This window comes from Pseudomonas sp. LG1E9 (assembly GCF_003290225.1).
Lineage (GTDB): Bacteria > Pseudomonadota > Gammaproteobacteria > Pseudomonadales > Pseudomonadaceae > Aquipseudomonas > Aquipseudomonas cyclaminis.
In genome coordinates this window covers 4583577-4600143 of sequence record NZ_CP029983.1, presented here as the reverse complement: position 1 = coordinate 4600143, position 16567 = coordinate 4583577, and the positions used below count along the sequence as shown (strand labels likewise).

Here is a 16567-nt window from a genome sequence, read left to right as displayed (position 1 = left end):
CGGGCGGATGTCGGTGACCGCCGAGGGGCTCGTGTGAAAGCGCGATGCGTTGCACGTCAGTCCAGCGTCTTGCCTTCGGTTTCGGGAATGAACAGCGTCAGCACCACGGTGGCCAGCATGAAGGCGTTGATGAAGGTGGTGGTGATGTTGAACGATGCGCCATAGGCCACCAGCGCACCGATCAAGGAGGGTGCCAGGATGTTGGCGATGCGCTGGGCCAGAATCGCCCAGGCGTAACCGATGGTGCGTAGCTGGGTGGGATACAGCTCGGCGATCCAGGTGCCCCAGACACCCCAGGCACCCAGGCTGAAGAAGGCCAGCGCAAAGTTGCTCAGGTACAGCATCTCCAGCGTTTGTGAGTTGGCAAAACCATAGCCGGCGATCACCGAGGCGCTGATAAAACCGACGATGATCTTCTTGCGGCCATAGCGATGGGTCAACCATGACGCGGCCATGTAACCGGGGATCATGCACAGGGCTGACAGCGCGATGAACCCATAGCTCTGCGGCAGGGTCAGGCCGCGTTGTTGCAGCAACGTCGGCAGCCAGGTTTGCAGGCCCCAATAGCCCCAGGAAAACGTGAAGTTGACCAGGATTTGCAAGGTGCTGATTTTCAACAGCGCCGGGGCGAACAGCTCCCGTTGCCGGCCACGGCTGACGGGGTCCACCTGCAGCTGGCAGTCCTGTGGTACCTGCACGGCACCTCGGCTCAGGCGGGCGAGCACTGCGCGGGCTTGCGGCTGGCGCCCGACACTGGCCAGCCAGTACGGCGACTCTGGCACCCAGCGCGCCACCACCAGCGCCCATAGGCCGCCGAGGGAACTCACCGCAATGACCGTGCGCCAGCCATAGGGCATCAGCCACACCGTAGCTCCCAGCGCCAGGAGCATGCCGATGGGCCAACCCGACGCCAGGTACACCGTCAAGGCGCCCCGCTGGCGCACAGGCAACAACTCCTGGTAGTGGGCGAAGGTGACCACCATCATGCCCACAGCCGCCACGCCGGACAGCAGCCGCAACACGTACAGGGTGGTGTAGTCTGGCGCGAAGGCGCTGGCCAGCGAGATCACGCCGTAACTGGCCAGGCTCCAGATCACCGCTCCTTTGCGCCCGATGCGCTCGGCCAGCTTGCCCCAGATCAACGAGCCCAGCAGCATGCCGATGAACATGGCACCAATCAGGTGGCCCAGGGCTAAAGCATCCAGCGCAAAGTCCTGGGCGATCAGCGGCGCGGTGTAGACGATGATCATCATCTCCCACGCCTCGATGGCGAAGACGAAGAACAACGCGAGGCAGCACTTGAGGTGCTCGCGGGTCAAGGGCACATCGTGGAAAACATCGCCCACTTGCCGGGTGGAACGTGCTTGGTGCTCGGGCATTGCAATAGCTTCGCTCATAAGGGGGAGGTCCCTGTGAGGGAGATGGCCACTCGGCCATCTCAAGGTTGAGGGGCTAGGCGTCCACGCGATTGCCGATGGGCACAGGGCCCTGGAACAGGCCAAAGGTTTTGATTTCGCTTTCAGGCGGCGGCTCGCAGCTGCCAACGCGACTGGGCGACCAGCCGAAACGTTGCTTCATGCCGGCCATGGCTTCGGCCATCTTGAATGCGGCCACGACGGGATCGATGACCGGCACGCCCACCTCACGCTGCACTTGCTCAAAGAAGCCGAACTCAATGGTGCAGCCCAGAATAATGGCTTCTGCGCCGTCTTCTTCGACGGCCAGGGAGGCTTGTTCAATGATGCGTCGCCGGGTAAGGGCGGGATCTTTTTGAAACTCATCGACCCCCATTCCCAACGCGCGCATCGACGCGAGCCGATCCCCCGCGCCGTAGCCACGTACTCGCTCGCGCATCTGCTCCATCCATTTGTCACGCCCGACAATAATCGAGTAGCGGTTGGCCAGTTGTGCGGCCACCTGCAGGCTCGCCTGGCAGGGAGCGACGACCAGGCAGTTGCCGGAAATTTCCCGTGCGTCTTCCAGCGCAGGGTCGTAGAAGCAGCCGATCACCAAGGCATCAATGTTTTGCTGGGCGCAATCGCGGGCGATGCGGACGGTGCGCTCATAGGTCAGAGCCTCATAGGCCCGGTATTCCAGGTGAGTCGGACTGGACGTCATATCAAACGACACCACCTCAACGTGGGTCGACGGTTGTTTGATGCCGTGCAGTAAGTCGGCGATCGGCGCATCAAAGGTGGGGCAGCCAATCGGATTGAGCCAGCGTACCGAAACCGGTACATCGTGGGGCTGGAGGGGAGGGGTTGTTGCAGTATCCATGCGGGATGTCCTCAATTTAAATGGGTTGCCAGGGCTAGAAGAACTTCACCAGCGCCATGGTCAGCTCAGTGGAACGCGGCAGGTTGGCGCTGTGGTAGTAATCGACATTTATGTTGGCGGACAGGTAGAGCTCTTGTTGGGCAAACCCGGTGTAGGTCATGGAGGGACCAATCTTTCCCACCCGCGATGGTGCAAAGCTGGAGGCCGCACGGTTGTTGACGTGGTAGACGTGGTGCAGGCCCAGCCACAGGTCGTCGCGTACCAGGTAGCCTGCGGCGATGTCGGCGAACCAGTAGCTGATGCCGCCACGTAATTGGCGCGGATCGCCGTTACCCAGGTCGGTGGCGTTGCTATTGCGCGCGGCGTAATGCACGCCGACAGGGGTGAAGGTGGCGGCGAAGTTGCCCTGCCGCCAATAGTTGGCCACGCTGAAACTGACCGCGTAACGGTTGGCAAAGGCACCGTGGCCGGCGACATTGTCGTTGCCGTTGGGGAACTCGACCATCAGCGTCGGGTTGATCCAGAACGTCGTGTAGTCCGCCGCGCCGTAGGCACTGGTGGGTTCAAGCACGTTGTAGTAGTAGGCGAAACCGAGATTGGGGGAGGCAATACCCCATGGGCTGGTGTTCTTCGCACTTTGGGTACTGGCGTAACCCGGTACGGCGCCGACCCAGAACTGCAATTGATCGCGGGTAGTGTCGGTAAAGCCGGTTTCGGAAAAGTACGCCAGCACCGTATTGCCCCCGGCACGTACAGTGCCGTCGACGTTGCGGTTGAACACGGGAAAGGTTTCCAAGGCCCAGCGCCCAGGTAACCCTGGCTGGCCAAAGCCAATGAACTGTTCGGCGTGGGCCAAAGGGCTGTTGCCCAACGCCAGGGCCAGCGAAACCACAGCGCCGCAGCGCGATAACGGATGTTGCAACATGACGGTTCCCTCTTATTGTTGTAGGTGAACGCATGGGAAGGCCGCCGCTTGGCGGCCGGTTTGATCAGGGCATGACGCCGTACACGGCGTAGGCGGTTGGCTCGTCGAGGTAGCCATTCTTCAGGTCGTCGCGCACGGCTGCGGGGTCACGTGCGGCCGGTGGCCCGTAGCCCCCGCCGGCACCGGTGCGTACGCGCACCAGGTCGCCCGCATTCAGAGGCACACCGCTGGCCATGGCGTAGCGTTCCGGCGGGTGGTCACCACGCAGGACTTCGACGTAGTTGGGCGTGCCGTCCAGACCCTCTTGCAGGCCCCACGGCGGCACAACCGAGCGGGTGTAACCGCAGGTCAGGAAGCTGCCGTCGGCCCGCACGCGGTAGTCAATGCAAATGCCGCGACCGCCGCGGAACTGCCCGTGCCCGCCTGGTTCGTCGTTCAACGCCATGCGTTCCACGTACAGGCCATAGCGGGCCTCGCACACCTCAACCGGGCAGTTGTAGGTTTCGCCGTGCAGCCCGGAATAAACCGCGTTGTTGCCATCGCGCCCGGGCTCTGCGCCCCAGCCACCGATCTCTGGCTCCACCAGGGTAAAGACGCGGCCGGTGTCCGGATGCCGACCGCCGATAATGGTGGCGCAGACCGAGGCGAAGTTGCCGGCGGGCAGGCGGTTGGGGAACTGCTGCGCCAGGCAGCGCAGGATCAGGTCATGCACGCGGATCAGGTTCTCGAAATAGAAGCCTTCAGCCGCCGGCGACTGGGCATCGAACAGCGAACCGGGACGCGTCAGCACGGTGAGCGGACGAAAGGTGCCGCCGTTGGTGATGCCCTGCGGTGCCGTCAGCGCCTTGAAGGCCATCTGCGCCGCCACTACGGTTCCGTCCCGGCTCAGGTTGGTCGGCCCTGCGCACTGGTCGGGGTTGTCGCGCAGGTCGATGGTCAGCGTGTGGTCATGGATCTGCACGGTAACTTTGAAGAGGCTGCCATCGTCCTGCGGTTCCTCCAGAAACAGGCAGGCATTGGGCAGCTCTATCAGGGCCTTGCGCGACACCTTTTCGCCCAAGTCCATGAAGTCCTGCATGGCCAGCAGGAACAGGTCGGTGCCGTATTTGGCGGTCAGCTCACGTAGGCGCAGGGCGCCGCCTCGTACTGCGGCCACACCCGCCCACAGGTCGCCCTCCATGAAGTCCGGCATGCGTGTATTCGCACGCAGGATCTGCAATACGGAGCGGATCGGTTGGCCGCGGCTGATCAGCTTGACCGAGCACAGGCGTAGACCTTCCTGGAAGATATCGGTGGCCTGGGTCGACAGTGACCCAGGCACCATGCCGCCGACATCGTTCCAGTGCGCAATGTTGGCGGTCCAGGCCACACGGCGTCCCTCGGCGAACACCGGCATGGCCAGCACCACATCATTGAGGTGGGTCACCGCGCCGCTGTGAGGGTCGTTGCAGATGAAGACATCGCCGTCCTGGATATCGTCGGGGCCGCTATGTTGGAGCAGTATCTGTTTGACCGCCTTGTCCAGCACGCCGACAAAGGCCGGGATGCCAGCCCCGGAACTGGCGATCTCACCGTTGGCGTCAGTGATGCCGGTGCCCATGTCCAGCACCTCATAGATCACTGGGCTCATTGCCGCTTTGCGCATGGCGGCGAACATCTCGTCGGCAATGGCTTGCAGCGAGTTCTGGATAATGTCGCGGGTGAAGATGTCGAGTGTATGCATGGTGATAATCCCGTCAGCCGTTGAGCGTGATGTGCAGGTTGCCGAGGCGGTCCACGAGCACGTGGTTGTGCGGGTGAACCACGACGGTGGTGCCGGCGTCCTCAATCACGGCGGGGCCGTCAAAGCACATTTGTGGCTCCAGCAGGGCGTAGTCATAAATGGCCGCTTCGTGGATGCCCTCCGTGGCATAGTCGACGAGGCGTTGGCCTTTGCGGGCGGCGTCAATGGTGCGCCCGGTGATGGGCAGAGCCTGGGGGATCAGCTTGTCGATTTGGGCGACAGCGACCAGATGGAAACCGACAATCTCCAGCGGCGCTTCGAGGCGATAGGTGTAGTGCTGTTCATAAAGCGTGTGGAAGCGCTGTGCGATATGCAGCCAGTCACTGTCCAGGCGTTCATCGAGGCCCAGTGGTACTTCCACCGAATGCTCCTGGTTCTGGTAACGCAGCTTGCAATGCACCTGAAGTTCGACCCGCTCCGGGGGCACCGCCTCGGCCGTGAACTGCTCGCGGGCGCTGGCCATCAGCTCCTCCAGGAACGCTTGGGTGTGCTCAAGGGCCTGTGACTGTGTGGCGTCAACAAAGCGATTGATGAACAAATCACGACGCAGATCCGAAAGCGTCATGCCCCATGCCGAGAACACCGAGGCCCCACGGGGGACGATGACCTTTTTAACGCCCAGTTCCTGGGCCAGGGCCACCGCATGCAGCGCGCCGCCGCCGCCAAAGGCCATCAGGGTCAGCTCGCGTGGGTCGTGGCCACGGCTCAATGACACCAGCTTCAAGGCGTTGACCATATTGTTGTTGGCCAGGCGTATCACGCCGCGTGCGATCTCATCGGCAGGCAGTTGCAGTCGTTCGCTCAGCGCGTTGAAGCCGTGGGCGACGGCCGTGAGGTCGGCGCTTACTTCGCCGCCGCAGAAGTACTGCGCATTGATACGGCCCAGCGCCAGATTGGCGTCGGTGGTGGTGATGTCGCTGCCGCCATGGCCATAGGCGGCCGGGCCGGGCACGGCGCCGGCGGACTGTGGGCCGACATGCAGTTTGTCGAAGGCGTCGACCCAGGCGATGGAACCGCCGCCATTGCCGATTTCCACCAGGTCCACCACCGGAACCATGATCGGGTAGCCGGCGTTGATTCGGTCGCGTTCGATCCAATAGTCCGTCTTGATCGCGACCTGGCCGTTGCGGATCAGCGCGCATTTGGCGGTGGTGCCGCCGATGTCCAGCCCTAGCAGGTTGGGCTCGTCGATCAACCGGCCCAGTTCGGCCGCCGCCCAGAAACCACTGGCCGGCCCCGATTCGACCATGGTGATGGGGATATCGCGCGCATGGGCCACGCTGTCGACACCACAATTGGACTGCATGATATACAGCGGCGCCTGGTAGCCCTCGCTGCGCAGGCCGGCTTCCAGCTCATCCAGGTAGCGCGCGGCGATCGGTTGCACGTAGGCCGAGAGGGCCGTGGTGCTGGAGCGTTCGTATTCGCGCCATTCTCGGGTGATCTGGTGCGAGGCAACCACCGAGACCTCGGGCCATAAGCGTTTTACCTCGTTCAGCACCGCTTGTTCGTGGCTGGGATTGGCATAGGCATGCAGCAGGCAGATGGCGATGGCTTGAACACCATTGGCGCGCAAGCCCTCAATCATGGCCGGCAGTTCATCCAGCGCCAACGGCTCGCGTTCGCGCCCATCGGTGCACAGGCGTCCGGCAATCTCCAGGCGCAGGTAGCGCGGAACAAACGGTGCAGGCTTGACCCACTTCAAGTTGAAATAGTCGGGCCGGTTAGCGCGTGCGATTTCCAGGATGTCGCGAAACCCCCGGGTGGTAATCAGGGCGGTTTTGACCCCACGGCGTTCGGTCAAGGCGTTGATGACCACCGTGGTGCCGTGGGCGAGAAAGTCGACCTCCGACAGGGTCACCCGAGCCTTTCGGATCACGTTCAGAATGCCCTGGGCAAAATTCGGCGGGGTGGTATCCACCTTGGCGGTACGGATCGTCTGCTGACCGGTGACGGGGTCGTTCTCGAAATACACCAAGTCGGTGAAGGTGCCCCCCACATCGGTCGCGACGCGCACAGTCTTGCGGTTTGATTGCACAGTGCATCTCCTGAAGTTTGTTGTTCTTGTCAGGCACAGGAGATGACCGCCGTCGCGACCATCCTCCGCGGATAGTCACGATGCTAGGCAGTGCAGGGGGCGAGTTACCACGGGTGGGGCGGGTAGGGGACGAGCGATTGCCCGTTGCACCTACCCGGTTGGGTAGGCTGGCGGCTTAGAGCGAGGCGTCGAGATAGCCTTGGCGCAGTGCCGCGCTGATTGCGGCTGTGCGGTTGTCCACCCCCAGCTTGGCGAACAGGTGCTTGAGGTGAAACTTCACGGTGTTTTCCGAGATGTCCAATGCGAGCGCGATGGCTTTGTTGGGTTGACCGTGGGAGAGCAGGCTCAGTACCTGGCGTTCTTTTGCACTCAACACGCTATGGGCAGGCATGGGATGCGCCCGCCAGCCACGCAACCGCTTGATCACCGAGGTGAGCATGGGCGGCGGCGTCGGATACTCCAACAACGCCGGCAGCAGGCAAGGCCCCACTTCCAGAAGCAACCCTGGCAGTCCATATTGGATGATCGGGGCCAGGGCCTGTGCGGTGTCCTTGGCATCAAGTGTTCGCACCTTGCTGCTGGCGGCCAAGGCCATCAACCTCAGGCGCCAGGCCGGCAGCAGTAGCCCTTTTGTCTCTAGCTCTGTCGCGGCACGTCGCAAGCGGGTCAGCGCCGCAGCCGAAAAACCGCTCTGCAACTGCATGCGAGCCAACGCCAGCGTGGCGGCTTCTTGGCTACGCCAGTCTTGGGCACAGTTGGCGGTGCGCTCCAGATCCATCTGCAAGAGCGCTTGGCGCGCTGTCGGCAATTGTCCGCCTTGCACCCACGCATCGATACGCCAGGCCTGCACCAACCCTGATAGACGTGGCCATTGGCGGGCATTGGCCAACTGTTCCACATGGTTCAGTTCCAATAGCGCCGCGTGCAGGCCATGGCTACGCAAGCGTGTGCGCCAGGTGACTTCAGCCGTTACGGCGACAATATCCAGCCAGCCGTCGGCATGCTCCAGCGCGGCCCAGCCGTCCTCAAGCCAAGGCGGGGTCTGCGCCCATTCACCTTGCCAATACAGATGCCTGGCCTTGAAACAGCCCACCAGCGCCCGCAACGAACTTTCCTGGCCGAATTGCTGGGTGGCAAAGGTCAGGGCCTGCTCCAGCAACACACCGGCGGCGTCGACACGTCCAGCGAGTGCCAGGGCTTGCGCTTCGTGAATGCGGCAATAGTTTTCGCCGCGTGGGCTGGCAATGACGCGCATTTTGACGTGCGCGTCTCTGATGCTGCGCAGGCTCGCGTCCAGTTCGCCGCGCGTCAGGGCGGCCAGGGCAAGCACGCACTCCAGGGTCGCTTGTGCGAGTGTCTGGTCGAGTGGGGATGAGTGGGCGTGGACGGTCAGGGTTTTGGCATCAAGAGTGTCCAGACGATCCTGATAGGCTGCGGCGAGGGTCTGGATGACGTGAAGGTCGCGGGCTAATCGCGCGTTCCCGACGACCTTGCCGCTGGCGCGTTGCAACAATTGCGTCGACAGCGCGTGATCACCCAGCTTGGCGTGCAGATAGGCCTGGAGCAGCAGGAGATCGGGATGGTCGCTGCATGTGGCGGCATCGAACTGTTGCAGCAAACTTTGGGCGTAGCGGATGCCATGGTGCAGCACAAGCTCCCAACCACCCGCGCTGACCACCAGGTTCACTGCCAAGGGGATGTCGTCAGCCTTGAGCGCATGGTGAACGGCCTGGCTCCAATCCCTCTGGCCCGCGAGCCAGTGTGCCGCCGCACGATGAATAGACTGGCGCTGCCGGCTGTTGACACGCAGACGCAGAAAGTCACGCAGAAGGGTGTGGTAGCGGAACCATTGGCGCTCCGGATCGAGCGGAATCAGCAAGGTGTCCAGGTGCGCAAGCTGGCGCAACTGTTCGGCACTGTCATGACGACCACGCACCGCGTCTGCCAGGTCGGCATTGAAGCGTTGCAGCAGGCACGTCTGCAGCAGCAGTGATTGGCAGTCTTCGGACAGGCGGGTGAAGATGTGCGTGGTGAGGTAGTTGGCAACATCAGCCACACCACCGGAGAAGGCGCTCAAACCGTAAGTCGAGCCGTCATTACTCGTGCGCCATAAACGGGCCAGTTGCACCGCTACGGCCCAGCCTTCGGTGGCCTTGTGTATCTGGCACAAGGCAGTGGCGTCCAGATCAGCGCCGAGAATGTCGCGGGCTTCCTCAAGGGACAGGGTCAACGCCTGCGCACAGACTTCGTGTACCCAGCCCTTGGCTTTCCAGCGTGACAATGGCCAGTCTGGATGTGTGCGACTGGCCACCACCCAGTGCAGCCAAGGCGCCGCGTGCTCCAGCAAATGGCTCAAGAGGGCGCTTACCTCGGGGCTGGCAGCGAGATGGTAGTCATCCAGAAACAGGGTGATTACACGGTTTTCCCGGGCAAGTGCCTGCAACAAAGCATTGAGTGTACGTCGGGGCTGCACGTCCAATGCCTGCGAGGCCGCAAGGTGGGGCAAGTGCGCCAGTTCAACGCCAGCCTGGTCCAAGGCCAGGATCAGGTAGGCAAGAAAGCGGTTGGGTTCGACATCAGCGTCATCCAACGACAGCCAAGCCGATACGGTATCGGGTGCTTGCTGCCGCAGTGCTGCATGCCATTGCATCAGCAGGGTGGTTTTGCCGTAGCCGGCTGGAGCTGTCAACAGCGTCAGGGGGACAAGCGCGTTCTCCTTCATGGAAGCCAGGAGCGCTTCTCGTGCAACAGACGTCGGCAGCACCTGCGGCGGCGTCAGCTTGCCCATCCAGTACCCTGCGCTTGATGAATGGGAGGGGGGCTTTTGAGTCATGGTAAGCGTCACTGGTGAAGAGGCTTTGGCGCTTTTGTAGCAGCAATCCTGGGGAGGCGTTGGTTAACTGTGTTACAGCCTTTGCATTCAGTGGGCGCCATTTTTTGTCGTAGGCGTTCATGGAGGGCGAGTGTCAGCATGCTGAGCTTATCGGTGTCCTGTGCGAGAACGGACACTTCGTTGGCCGCCCCAATTCTCTGGCCTGCCCTGAAGATGAATCGAGGCTGTTTTCGATAAATTTCCTCACCCTGTCGAGCACGCTCCGAATGGCCAAACCCGCTTCTTCCACGCTGGACCGGGTCAAAGTGGGGCTGGATATACCCATAGGCTGAAAAATAAATGTCGAAGCCTGTCCCTTTTTCTCACCTCGCCTGTCATTGCAGGTAAGTGAACAAAATCGAGAGCTTCTTCCCATGCCCGCAGTCCTACCCTTGCGCTTGCGCCCGTTGCTCAAACTGAGCCTGATGCTGAGCCTCAGTGCCAGCCCGTTGTTCGTCCCCACCAGCTTTGCCGAAGACAGCGCCGCCCGCCGCAGCTACCAAGTGCCGGCCGGCAGCCTGAGCGCGGCGCTGACCCGTTTTGCCGGGTTGTCGGGCGTCAACCTGTCGGTGGACCCGGCGCTGGTCAGTGGGCGCAGCAGCAGCGGTTTGTCCGGCGAGTACGGCGTGGAAGAGGGCTTCGCGCGCCTGCTGCAAGGCTCCGGCCTGCAATTGCAACCCATGGGCGAACAGGCCTATATGCTGATGCCGGCGCCGGAGGGCAGCACCTTGGAACTGGCGCCGACCTCCATCCTCGGCACCACCGGCCTGTACGACGGCGACACCTACGCCGGTGGCCAAGTGGCGCGCCGTGGTTCCCAAGGGTTGCTGGGCACGCGGGACTTCATGGAAACGCCGTTCAGCATGACCACCTACACCGCCGATGCGGTGAAGAACCAGCAGGCGCGCACCCTCGGTGACCTGATCAACAGCGACCCGTCGGTACGCGCTACCAACCCGGCCGGTGGGCGTTACGAGCAGTTCACCATTCGCGGGTTCAGCCTGTTCAACAGTGATGTGTCGTACAACGGGCTCTACGGCGTGCTGCCGACCTACACCATCGACATGGAAATGGCCGACCGCGTCGACATCTTCAAAGGCCCGACCCAGTTGATCAACGGCATCTCGCCGCGTGGCAGTGTGGGCGGCGGGATCAACGTGGTGCCCAAGCGCGCCACGGACAAGGACATTACCTCGTTCACCGGCAGTTGGGCCTCGGATAGCCAGGCCGGCGGCGCGGTGGACGTGGGCCGGCGCTTTGGCGAGGACAACAAGTTCGGCCTGCGCTTCAACGGCGTGAAGCAGTCCGGCGATACTGAATGGGATCACCAGAGCGTCGACCGCGAGATGGCCGTGCTGGGTCTGGATTTCCGTGGCGAGCGCCTGCGCCTGTCCACCGACATCGGCCGCACTGAGCGTGACACCGATGCACCGCAAGAGCGTGTGCAGGTCGCCGTCGCCGCGCCGGTGCCAAGCGCCAACGATGTGCGCCGCAACTACGCGCAATCCTGGAGCAAGGCCCGCACCAAGGACACCTTCGGCACGGTGAATGCCGAATATGACCTGAGTGACTCGGTGATGCTCTACGGCGGCGTGGGGGCGCGTAAAAGTAATCACGAATTTCTGCGCCATGCAGTGTCGGTGAGCAATGCGGCCGGCGACTTCCGCGTGCAGCCCCGCAATTTTACCCGTGACGAAAACGTGCGTACGGTCACGGTGGGCGTGCGCAACTGGTTCCATACCGGGCCGGTAAGCCATGAGGTCAACCTGGCCGTCAGCGATTTCTACATGGACTTCACCAACGGTGGCGCGCGTTATGCCAACGCATCGAGCAATCTCTACAACCCGGTGCAAACCGCGACGCCGTCCGTGGCCACGCGTCAGGATGCGAAGGTCTACACCGAAAACCGCTTCAGCGGCGTGGCCCTCTCCGACACCTTGGGCTTCTTCGAAGACCGCCTGTTGCTGACCCTCGGTGCGCGCTGGCAGCGGGTAAAAGTTGACGACTGGAGCGATGGCGTCAAAGGCAAAACCAACTACGACGAAGAAAAGCTCTCGCCCTCCGGCGGCTTGCTGTTCAAGGCCACCGACAAACTGTCGCTTTACGCCAACTACATGGAAGGCCTGAGCCAGGGCAAGATCGCGCCGTCCACCTCGCGCAACGAAGACGAGATCTTCCCGCCGTTTGTCAGTCGCCAGGTGGAAGTGGGCGCCAAGTACGACGCCGGTGCCTTCGCCGTGACGGCCGCCGTGTTCCGCATCAAGCAACCGGCCTACGAGACCAACGCGACCACGCGGTTGTTCGGGCCTAACGGCAAGCGCGAGAACACCGGCGCCGAGCTGAGTGTCTTCGGCGAACCGCTCAAGGGTGTGCGCCTGCTCGGCGGTGTGATGTACATCGACAGCAAACTCAAGGACACCACCAACGGCGCCTGGGACGGCAACCGCGCTCCGGCCACGCCCGAGTACAACGTCAACGTGGGCGCCGAATGGGACGTGCCGATGCTCGAAGGCCTGACCCTGACCAGCCGTGGCATCCATTCCAGCTCGCAGTACCTGGACCAGTCCAACGTCAAGGAAATCGATGCGTGGAATCGTATCGATGTGGGCGCACGCTACGGGTTCAAGGTCGACGACAAACACATCACCCTGCGGGCCAATGTGGAGAACGTCGCCGACAAGCGCTACTGGAGTTCGGCGGGCGCATCGGATGACAGCGAGCCGGGCCTGACCTTGTCGACCCCGCGCACTTACCTGCTGTCGGCCACTGTCGACTTCTGATACCTGTGCATCCTGTGTGGGTTGATGCCTTCCCACCTGTAGCAAGCCCGCTTGCCACAGGTGGAAACCCATCAGTTAATGAGAATGTTTTTTGATCACGCTGCCCTGATATGGAATAGTACCCGCCGTTTTCCCCAGCCTGTCCAGCTGGGGTGTTTTAACGCCGAGGTACCTGTCATGCCAATGCTGCGCTCCATCCCGATCCTTGCCGCCTGCGTCCTGGCGTTCTCCTCCAGCGTATTGAACGCTGCCCCCATCGACCTCAACGACGGCCAGCACGCAGTGCATCTGCCCGATGCGCCCAAGCGCGTGGTAGTGCTGGAGTTCTCCTTTCTCGATAGCCTCGCCGCCGTTGACGTTACGCCGGTCGGCGCCGCCGATGATGGCGACGCCAACCGCGTGCTGCCCCGCGTGCGCCAGGCCATCGGCCAGTGGAAATCCGTGGGCCTGCGCTCGCAGCCGAGCATCGAGGAAATCGCCCGGCTCAAGCCGGACCTGATCGTCGCCGACCTCAATCGCCATCAAGCGCTGTACAGCGACTTGGCCAGCATCGCGCCGACCCTGCTGTTGCCGTCCCGTGGTGAAGACTATGAGGGCAGCCTCAAGTCCGCCGAGCTGATCGGCAAGGCGCTGGGCAAGAGCCCGCAGATGCAAGCGCGCATCGCCCAGAACCGCACGAACCTGAACAAGATTGCCCAGCAGATCCCCGCCGGTGCCAGTGTGCTGTTCGGCGTCGCCCGCGAAGACAGCTTTTCCGTGCACGGCCCGGACTCCTACGCCGGCAGCGTGCTCCAGGCCATTGGCCTGAAAGTGCCGTCGGTGCGCGCCAATGCCGCCCCTACCGAATTCGTCAGCCTGGAGCAACTGCTGGCGTTGGATCCTGGTTGGTTATTGGTCGGCCATTACCGCCGCCCGAGCATCGTCGACAGCTGGAGCAAACAACCGCTGTGGCAAGTGCTCGGCGCCGTACGTAATCAACACGTGGCCGAAGTGGATGGCGACAGCTGGGCGCGCAACCGTGGGGTGCTGGCCTCGGAGCAGATCGCCGAAGACGCCCTGGCGATTCTCAAGGGCGGCAACGCCGTACTGAGCCAATAAGCATGGCGCGTAGTCTCGCGGCGGCGGGCATTGTGCTGCTCGGCGCGGTGCTGTTCTGGTTGTCGTTGTACAGCTGGTCGCCGTTCACCCTGACCGCGACGGATGCCTGGAATGGCTTGGTTCATCAAGGTGCTGTCGGCGGCAATATGGCCTATATCGTCGCCCAACTGCGTGTGCCAAGGGCGGTGTGCGCGGCGCTGGTCGGTGCCTGTCTGGGACTCGCCGGGGCATTGATGCAAGGCATCACCCGCAACCGCCTGGCCTCGCCGTCGTTATTCGGCGTGACGGCGGGCGCGGCGTTGGGGTTGGCGTTGTTTTCGACAGGCTTGGTCGCGCCGCCGTTTGCCGGTGGCGCCTTGTTGATGACCTGCCTGGGCGGTGCGCTGGCCTGGGTCACGGTGTTCAGTCTCGGTGGCGCATGGTCGCCGACCACGGCCCAAGGCCGCCTGGTCTTGGCCGGTGTTGCGGTGGCCGCGTTGTGCGCTGCGTTGACCCGGCTCACGGTGATTCTGGTCGAGGCCCAAGCGCAAAGCGTATTGAACTGGCTGGCCGGCTCCCTCGCCAATGTGGGCGCGGCCCAGGTGCAACTGCTGTGGCCGTGCACCTTGATCGGCGGCCTGTGGGCTCTGTGGTGCGCGCCACGCCTGAACCTGATCAACCTCGGCGAAGACGCCGCCCGCTCGTTGGGCGTGGGCATCGCCAGCCTGCGTTTGCAGGTGTTTGTCGCCAGCCTGTTGCTGGTGGGCGCCAGTGTCTGCGCGGTGGGGCCGATCGGTTTTGTCGGGTTGATTGCGCCGAACATCCTGCGTCAGTTTCTCGGTAACGACTACCGCTGGCTGATCCCGCTGAGTGCGGCGCTGGGCGCGGTGATCGTGCTCGGTGCCGACCTGCTCAGCCGCGCCGTGGCCTTTCCGGTGGAAACTCCGGCCGGTGTGGTCACCGCGTTGATCGGCGCACCGTTCTTTCTATTCCTTGCCAGGCGCGCCCTATGATTCGCCCCCGTTTTCGCCTGTGGTTGCTGCTCGGCCTGTTGCTGCTGGCGACCTTCGTCAGCCTCAGCGCCGGCACGCTGTGGCTCAAGCCTGTGACCGTCCTCGACCGCCTGCTGGCCCACGACGCCCTCGACTTCGAAGTGTGGAACCACCGCCTGCCGCGCAGCCTGATCGCGATCCTCGCCGGCGCCGCCTTTGGCTTGGCCGGGGCGATTGTGCAGGGCGTGATCCGCAACCCGCTGGCCTCGCCGGAAATCCTCGGCGTGACCCAAGGCGCCGGGCTGGCGCTGACCGTGGCGATCATCAGTTGGCCGCACTTGCCGGTTGCCTGGCTGCCGCTGGTGGCCTGCCTGGGCGGTGCCGGCGGCGCTTTGCTGCTGGCGCTGTACAACACCGGCGTGAGTTTTTCCGGGGTGCGTTTTGCGCTGTCCGGGGTGGCGATTGCGGTGACCTTGTCCAGCGTCACCGAGTTTCTGATCCTGTCCCACCCGCTGGACATCAACACCGCGCTGCTCGCCCTAATCGGCAGCCTGTGGAGCCGCAACTGGCACCATGTGGCGCTGGTGCTGCCGTTTGTGCTGCTGATTCCGCTGGGGCTGTGCCTGGCCAAACCGCTGAACCTGATCGCCCTCGGCGATGAAGCCGCCCACAGCCTCGGCACAGCGCTGAGCCGCACGCGCTGGCTGGCGATGGCCTGCGCGGTACTGCTCACCAGCCTGGGCGTGGGGGTGATTGGGCCGATTGGCTTTATCGGTCTGGTCGCACCGCACATGGCGCGACGGCTGGTGGGTGGGCATCACCAGTACCTGCTGCCGGCGGCGATGCTGATCGGTGCGCTTTTACTGGTGCTGGCCGATACGCTCGGGCGCACGTTGATCGCGCCCAGCGAAATCCCCGCCGGGGTACTTACAGCGGTGATTGGCGCACCGTATTTTCTTTGGTTGCTGGCACGGTTCAAGGGTTGATGACATGAGTATTCTCCAGGCCAGCCAGCTCGATATCGGCTACGGCGGCACACGTATCGTGCAGGGTCTTTCGTTTGCGCCACCGACGGGCAAAGTCACCGCGCTGATCGGGCCCAACGGCTGCGGCAAGTCCACCTTGCTCAAGGCCTTTGCGCGGATTCTCAAACCTACGCAGGGTGAACTGACGCTTGACGGCCAGGCGTACAGCGCCTTGTCCGCCCGCCAGTTGGCGCGGCAGATCGCGTTTCTGCCGCAGGTATTGCCCGTGCCGGAAGGCGTCAGCGTGCGCCAGTTGGTTGCCTATGGCCGCAGTCCGCACAACTCGCTGTGGGGACGCCTCAGTGGCAGCGATCAAACCCAGGTCACCCAGGCCATGCAGCGCCTGGAACTGGACAACCTGGCCGACCGCGCCCTGGCGGACCTGTCCGGCGGCCAGCGCCAACGCGCATGGCTGGCCATGGTGCTGGCGCAGAACGCGCCGGTGGTATTGCTGGATGAACCGACGACCTACCTGGACATCAGCCATCAGGTCGAACTCATGGACCTGATGTGCGAATTGGCCGCTGAAGGCAAGACCGTGATCACCGTGCTCCACGACATCAACCAGGCCTGTCGTTATGCCGAGCATGTGGCGGTGATGCACGGCGGCAGGCTGGTGGCCGCTGGCACGCCGGCGGCGGTGATCAATGCGCAGTTGATGCGTGAGGTGTTCGAGGTGCAGGTGCAGATCATCAATGAGCCGGTTTCCGGTACGCCGATGTGCGTCGTGGAAAAAAGCACCCGCACTCACGGCTGACGCGGTCAAAAAATGTGGGAGGGCGTTTGCCCCCGCTCACC

The 16567-nt window shown here is 63.1% G+C and carries 11 protein-coding genes; 5 read left to right on the top strand and 6 right to left on the bottom strand.

The genetic code is table 11. The features are described from left to right. Window positions 1-56: 56 nt before the first annotated feature. The 6 genes from DNK50_RS20865 to DNK50_RS20840 all read right to left on the bottom strand — a co-directional run bounded on the left by DNK50_RS20865 (window position 57) and on the right by DNK50_RS20840 (window position 9811). Entirely contained in the window at window positions 57-1397 is a 1341-nt protein-coding gene (locus tag DNK50_RS20865) for an MFS transporter (RefSeq protein ID WP_099586519.1), read from the bottom strand. A 55-nt stretch (window positions 1398-1452) separates the two neighbouring features. After that, window positions 1453-2277 (bottom strand): aspartate/glutamate racemase family protein, encoded by an 825-nt coding sequence (locus DNK50_RS20860; protein ID WP_099586520.1) that lies wholly within the window; start codon window positions 2275-2277, stop codon window positions 1453-1455. A 34-nt stretch (window positions 2278-2311) separates the two neighbouring features. After that, the gene (locus tag DNK50_RS20855) at window positions 2312-3202 is read right to left on the bottom strand and encodes a hypothetical protein (protein WP_112196097.1); all 891 of its coding nucleotides are present in this window, start codon (window positions 3200-3202) and stop codon (window positions 2312-2314) included. Between the two features lie 64 nt (window positions 3203-3266). Beyond that, window positions 3267-4925 (bottom strand): hydantoinase B/oxoprolinase family protein, encoded by a 1659-nt coding sequence (locus DNK50_RS20850; RefSeq protein WP_112196096.1) that lies wholly within the window; start codon window positions 4923-4925, stop codon window positions 3267-3269. A 13-nt stretch (window positions 4926-4938) separates the two neighbouring features. Continuing rightward, entirely contained in the window at window positions 4939-7023 is a 2085-nt protein-coding gene (locus DNK50_RS20845) for a hydantoinase/oxoprolinase family protein (protein ID WP_112196095.1), read from the bottom strand. Window positions 7024-7198: 175 nt separating this feature from the next. Beyond that, window positions 7199-9811 (bottom strand): LuxR C-terminal-related transcriptional regulator, encoded by a 2613-nt coding sequence (locus tag DNK50_RS20840; protein WP_256595331.1) that lies wholly within the window; start codon window positions 9809-9811, stop codon window positions 7199-7201. A 458-nt stretch (window positions 9812-10269) separates the two neighbouring features. Between DNK50_RS20840 and DNK50_RS20835 the strand changes: the two genes are divergently transcribed. From DNK50_RS20835 to fecE, 5 genes are all read left to right on the top strand, one after another. Further along, on the top strand, window positions 10270-12675 hold the full coding sequence (locus DNK50_RS20835) for a TonB-dependent receptor (protein ID WP_112196094.1): 2406 nt from the start codon (window positions 10270-10272) through the stop codon (window positions 12673-12675). Window positions 12676-12858: 183 nt separating this feature from the next. Beyond that, on the top strand, window positions 12859-13773 hold the full coding sequence (locus DNK50_RS20830) for a Fe(3+) dicitrate ABC transporter substrate-binding protein FecB (protein WP_099586705.1): 915 nt from the start codon (window positions 12859-12861) through the stop codon (window positions 13771-13773). 2 nt (window positions 13774-13775) lie between these two features. Further along, window positions 13776-14765 (top strand): iron-dicitrate ABC transporter permease FecC, encoded by a 990-nt coding sequence (gene fecC, locus DNK50_RS20825; protein ID WP_112196093.1) that lies wholly within the window; start codon window positions 13776-13778, stop codon window positions 14763-14765. Next, window positions 14762-15730 carry an iron chelate uptake ABC transporter family permease subunit gene (locus tag DNK50_RS20820; protein WP_112196092.1) on the top strand — a complete coding sequence of 323 codons (969 nt, stop codon included), beginning with the start codon at window positions 14762-14764 and terminating at the stop codon, window positions 15728-15730. The genes fecC and DNK50_RS20820 overlap by 4 nt, the downstream gene beginning before the upstream one ends. A 4-nt stretch (window positions 15731-15734) precedes the next feature. Continuing rightward, window positions 15735-16526: a Fe(3+) dicitrate ABC transporter ATP-binding protein FecE gene (gene fecE / locus DNK50_RS20815; RefSeq protein ID WP_112196091.1), complete on the top strand. Its 792-nt coding sequence runs from the start codon at window positions 15735-15737 to the stop codon at window positions 16524-16526. The last annotated feature ends 41 nt before the right edge of the window (window positions 16527-16567 follow it).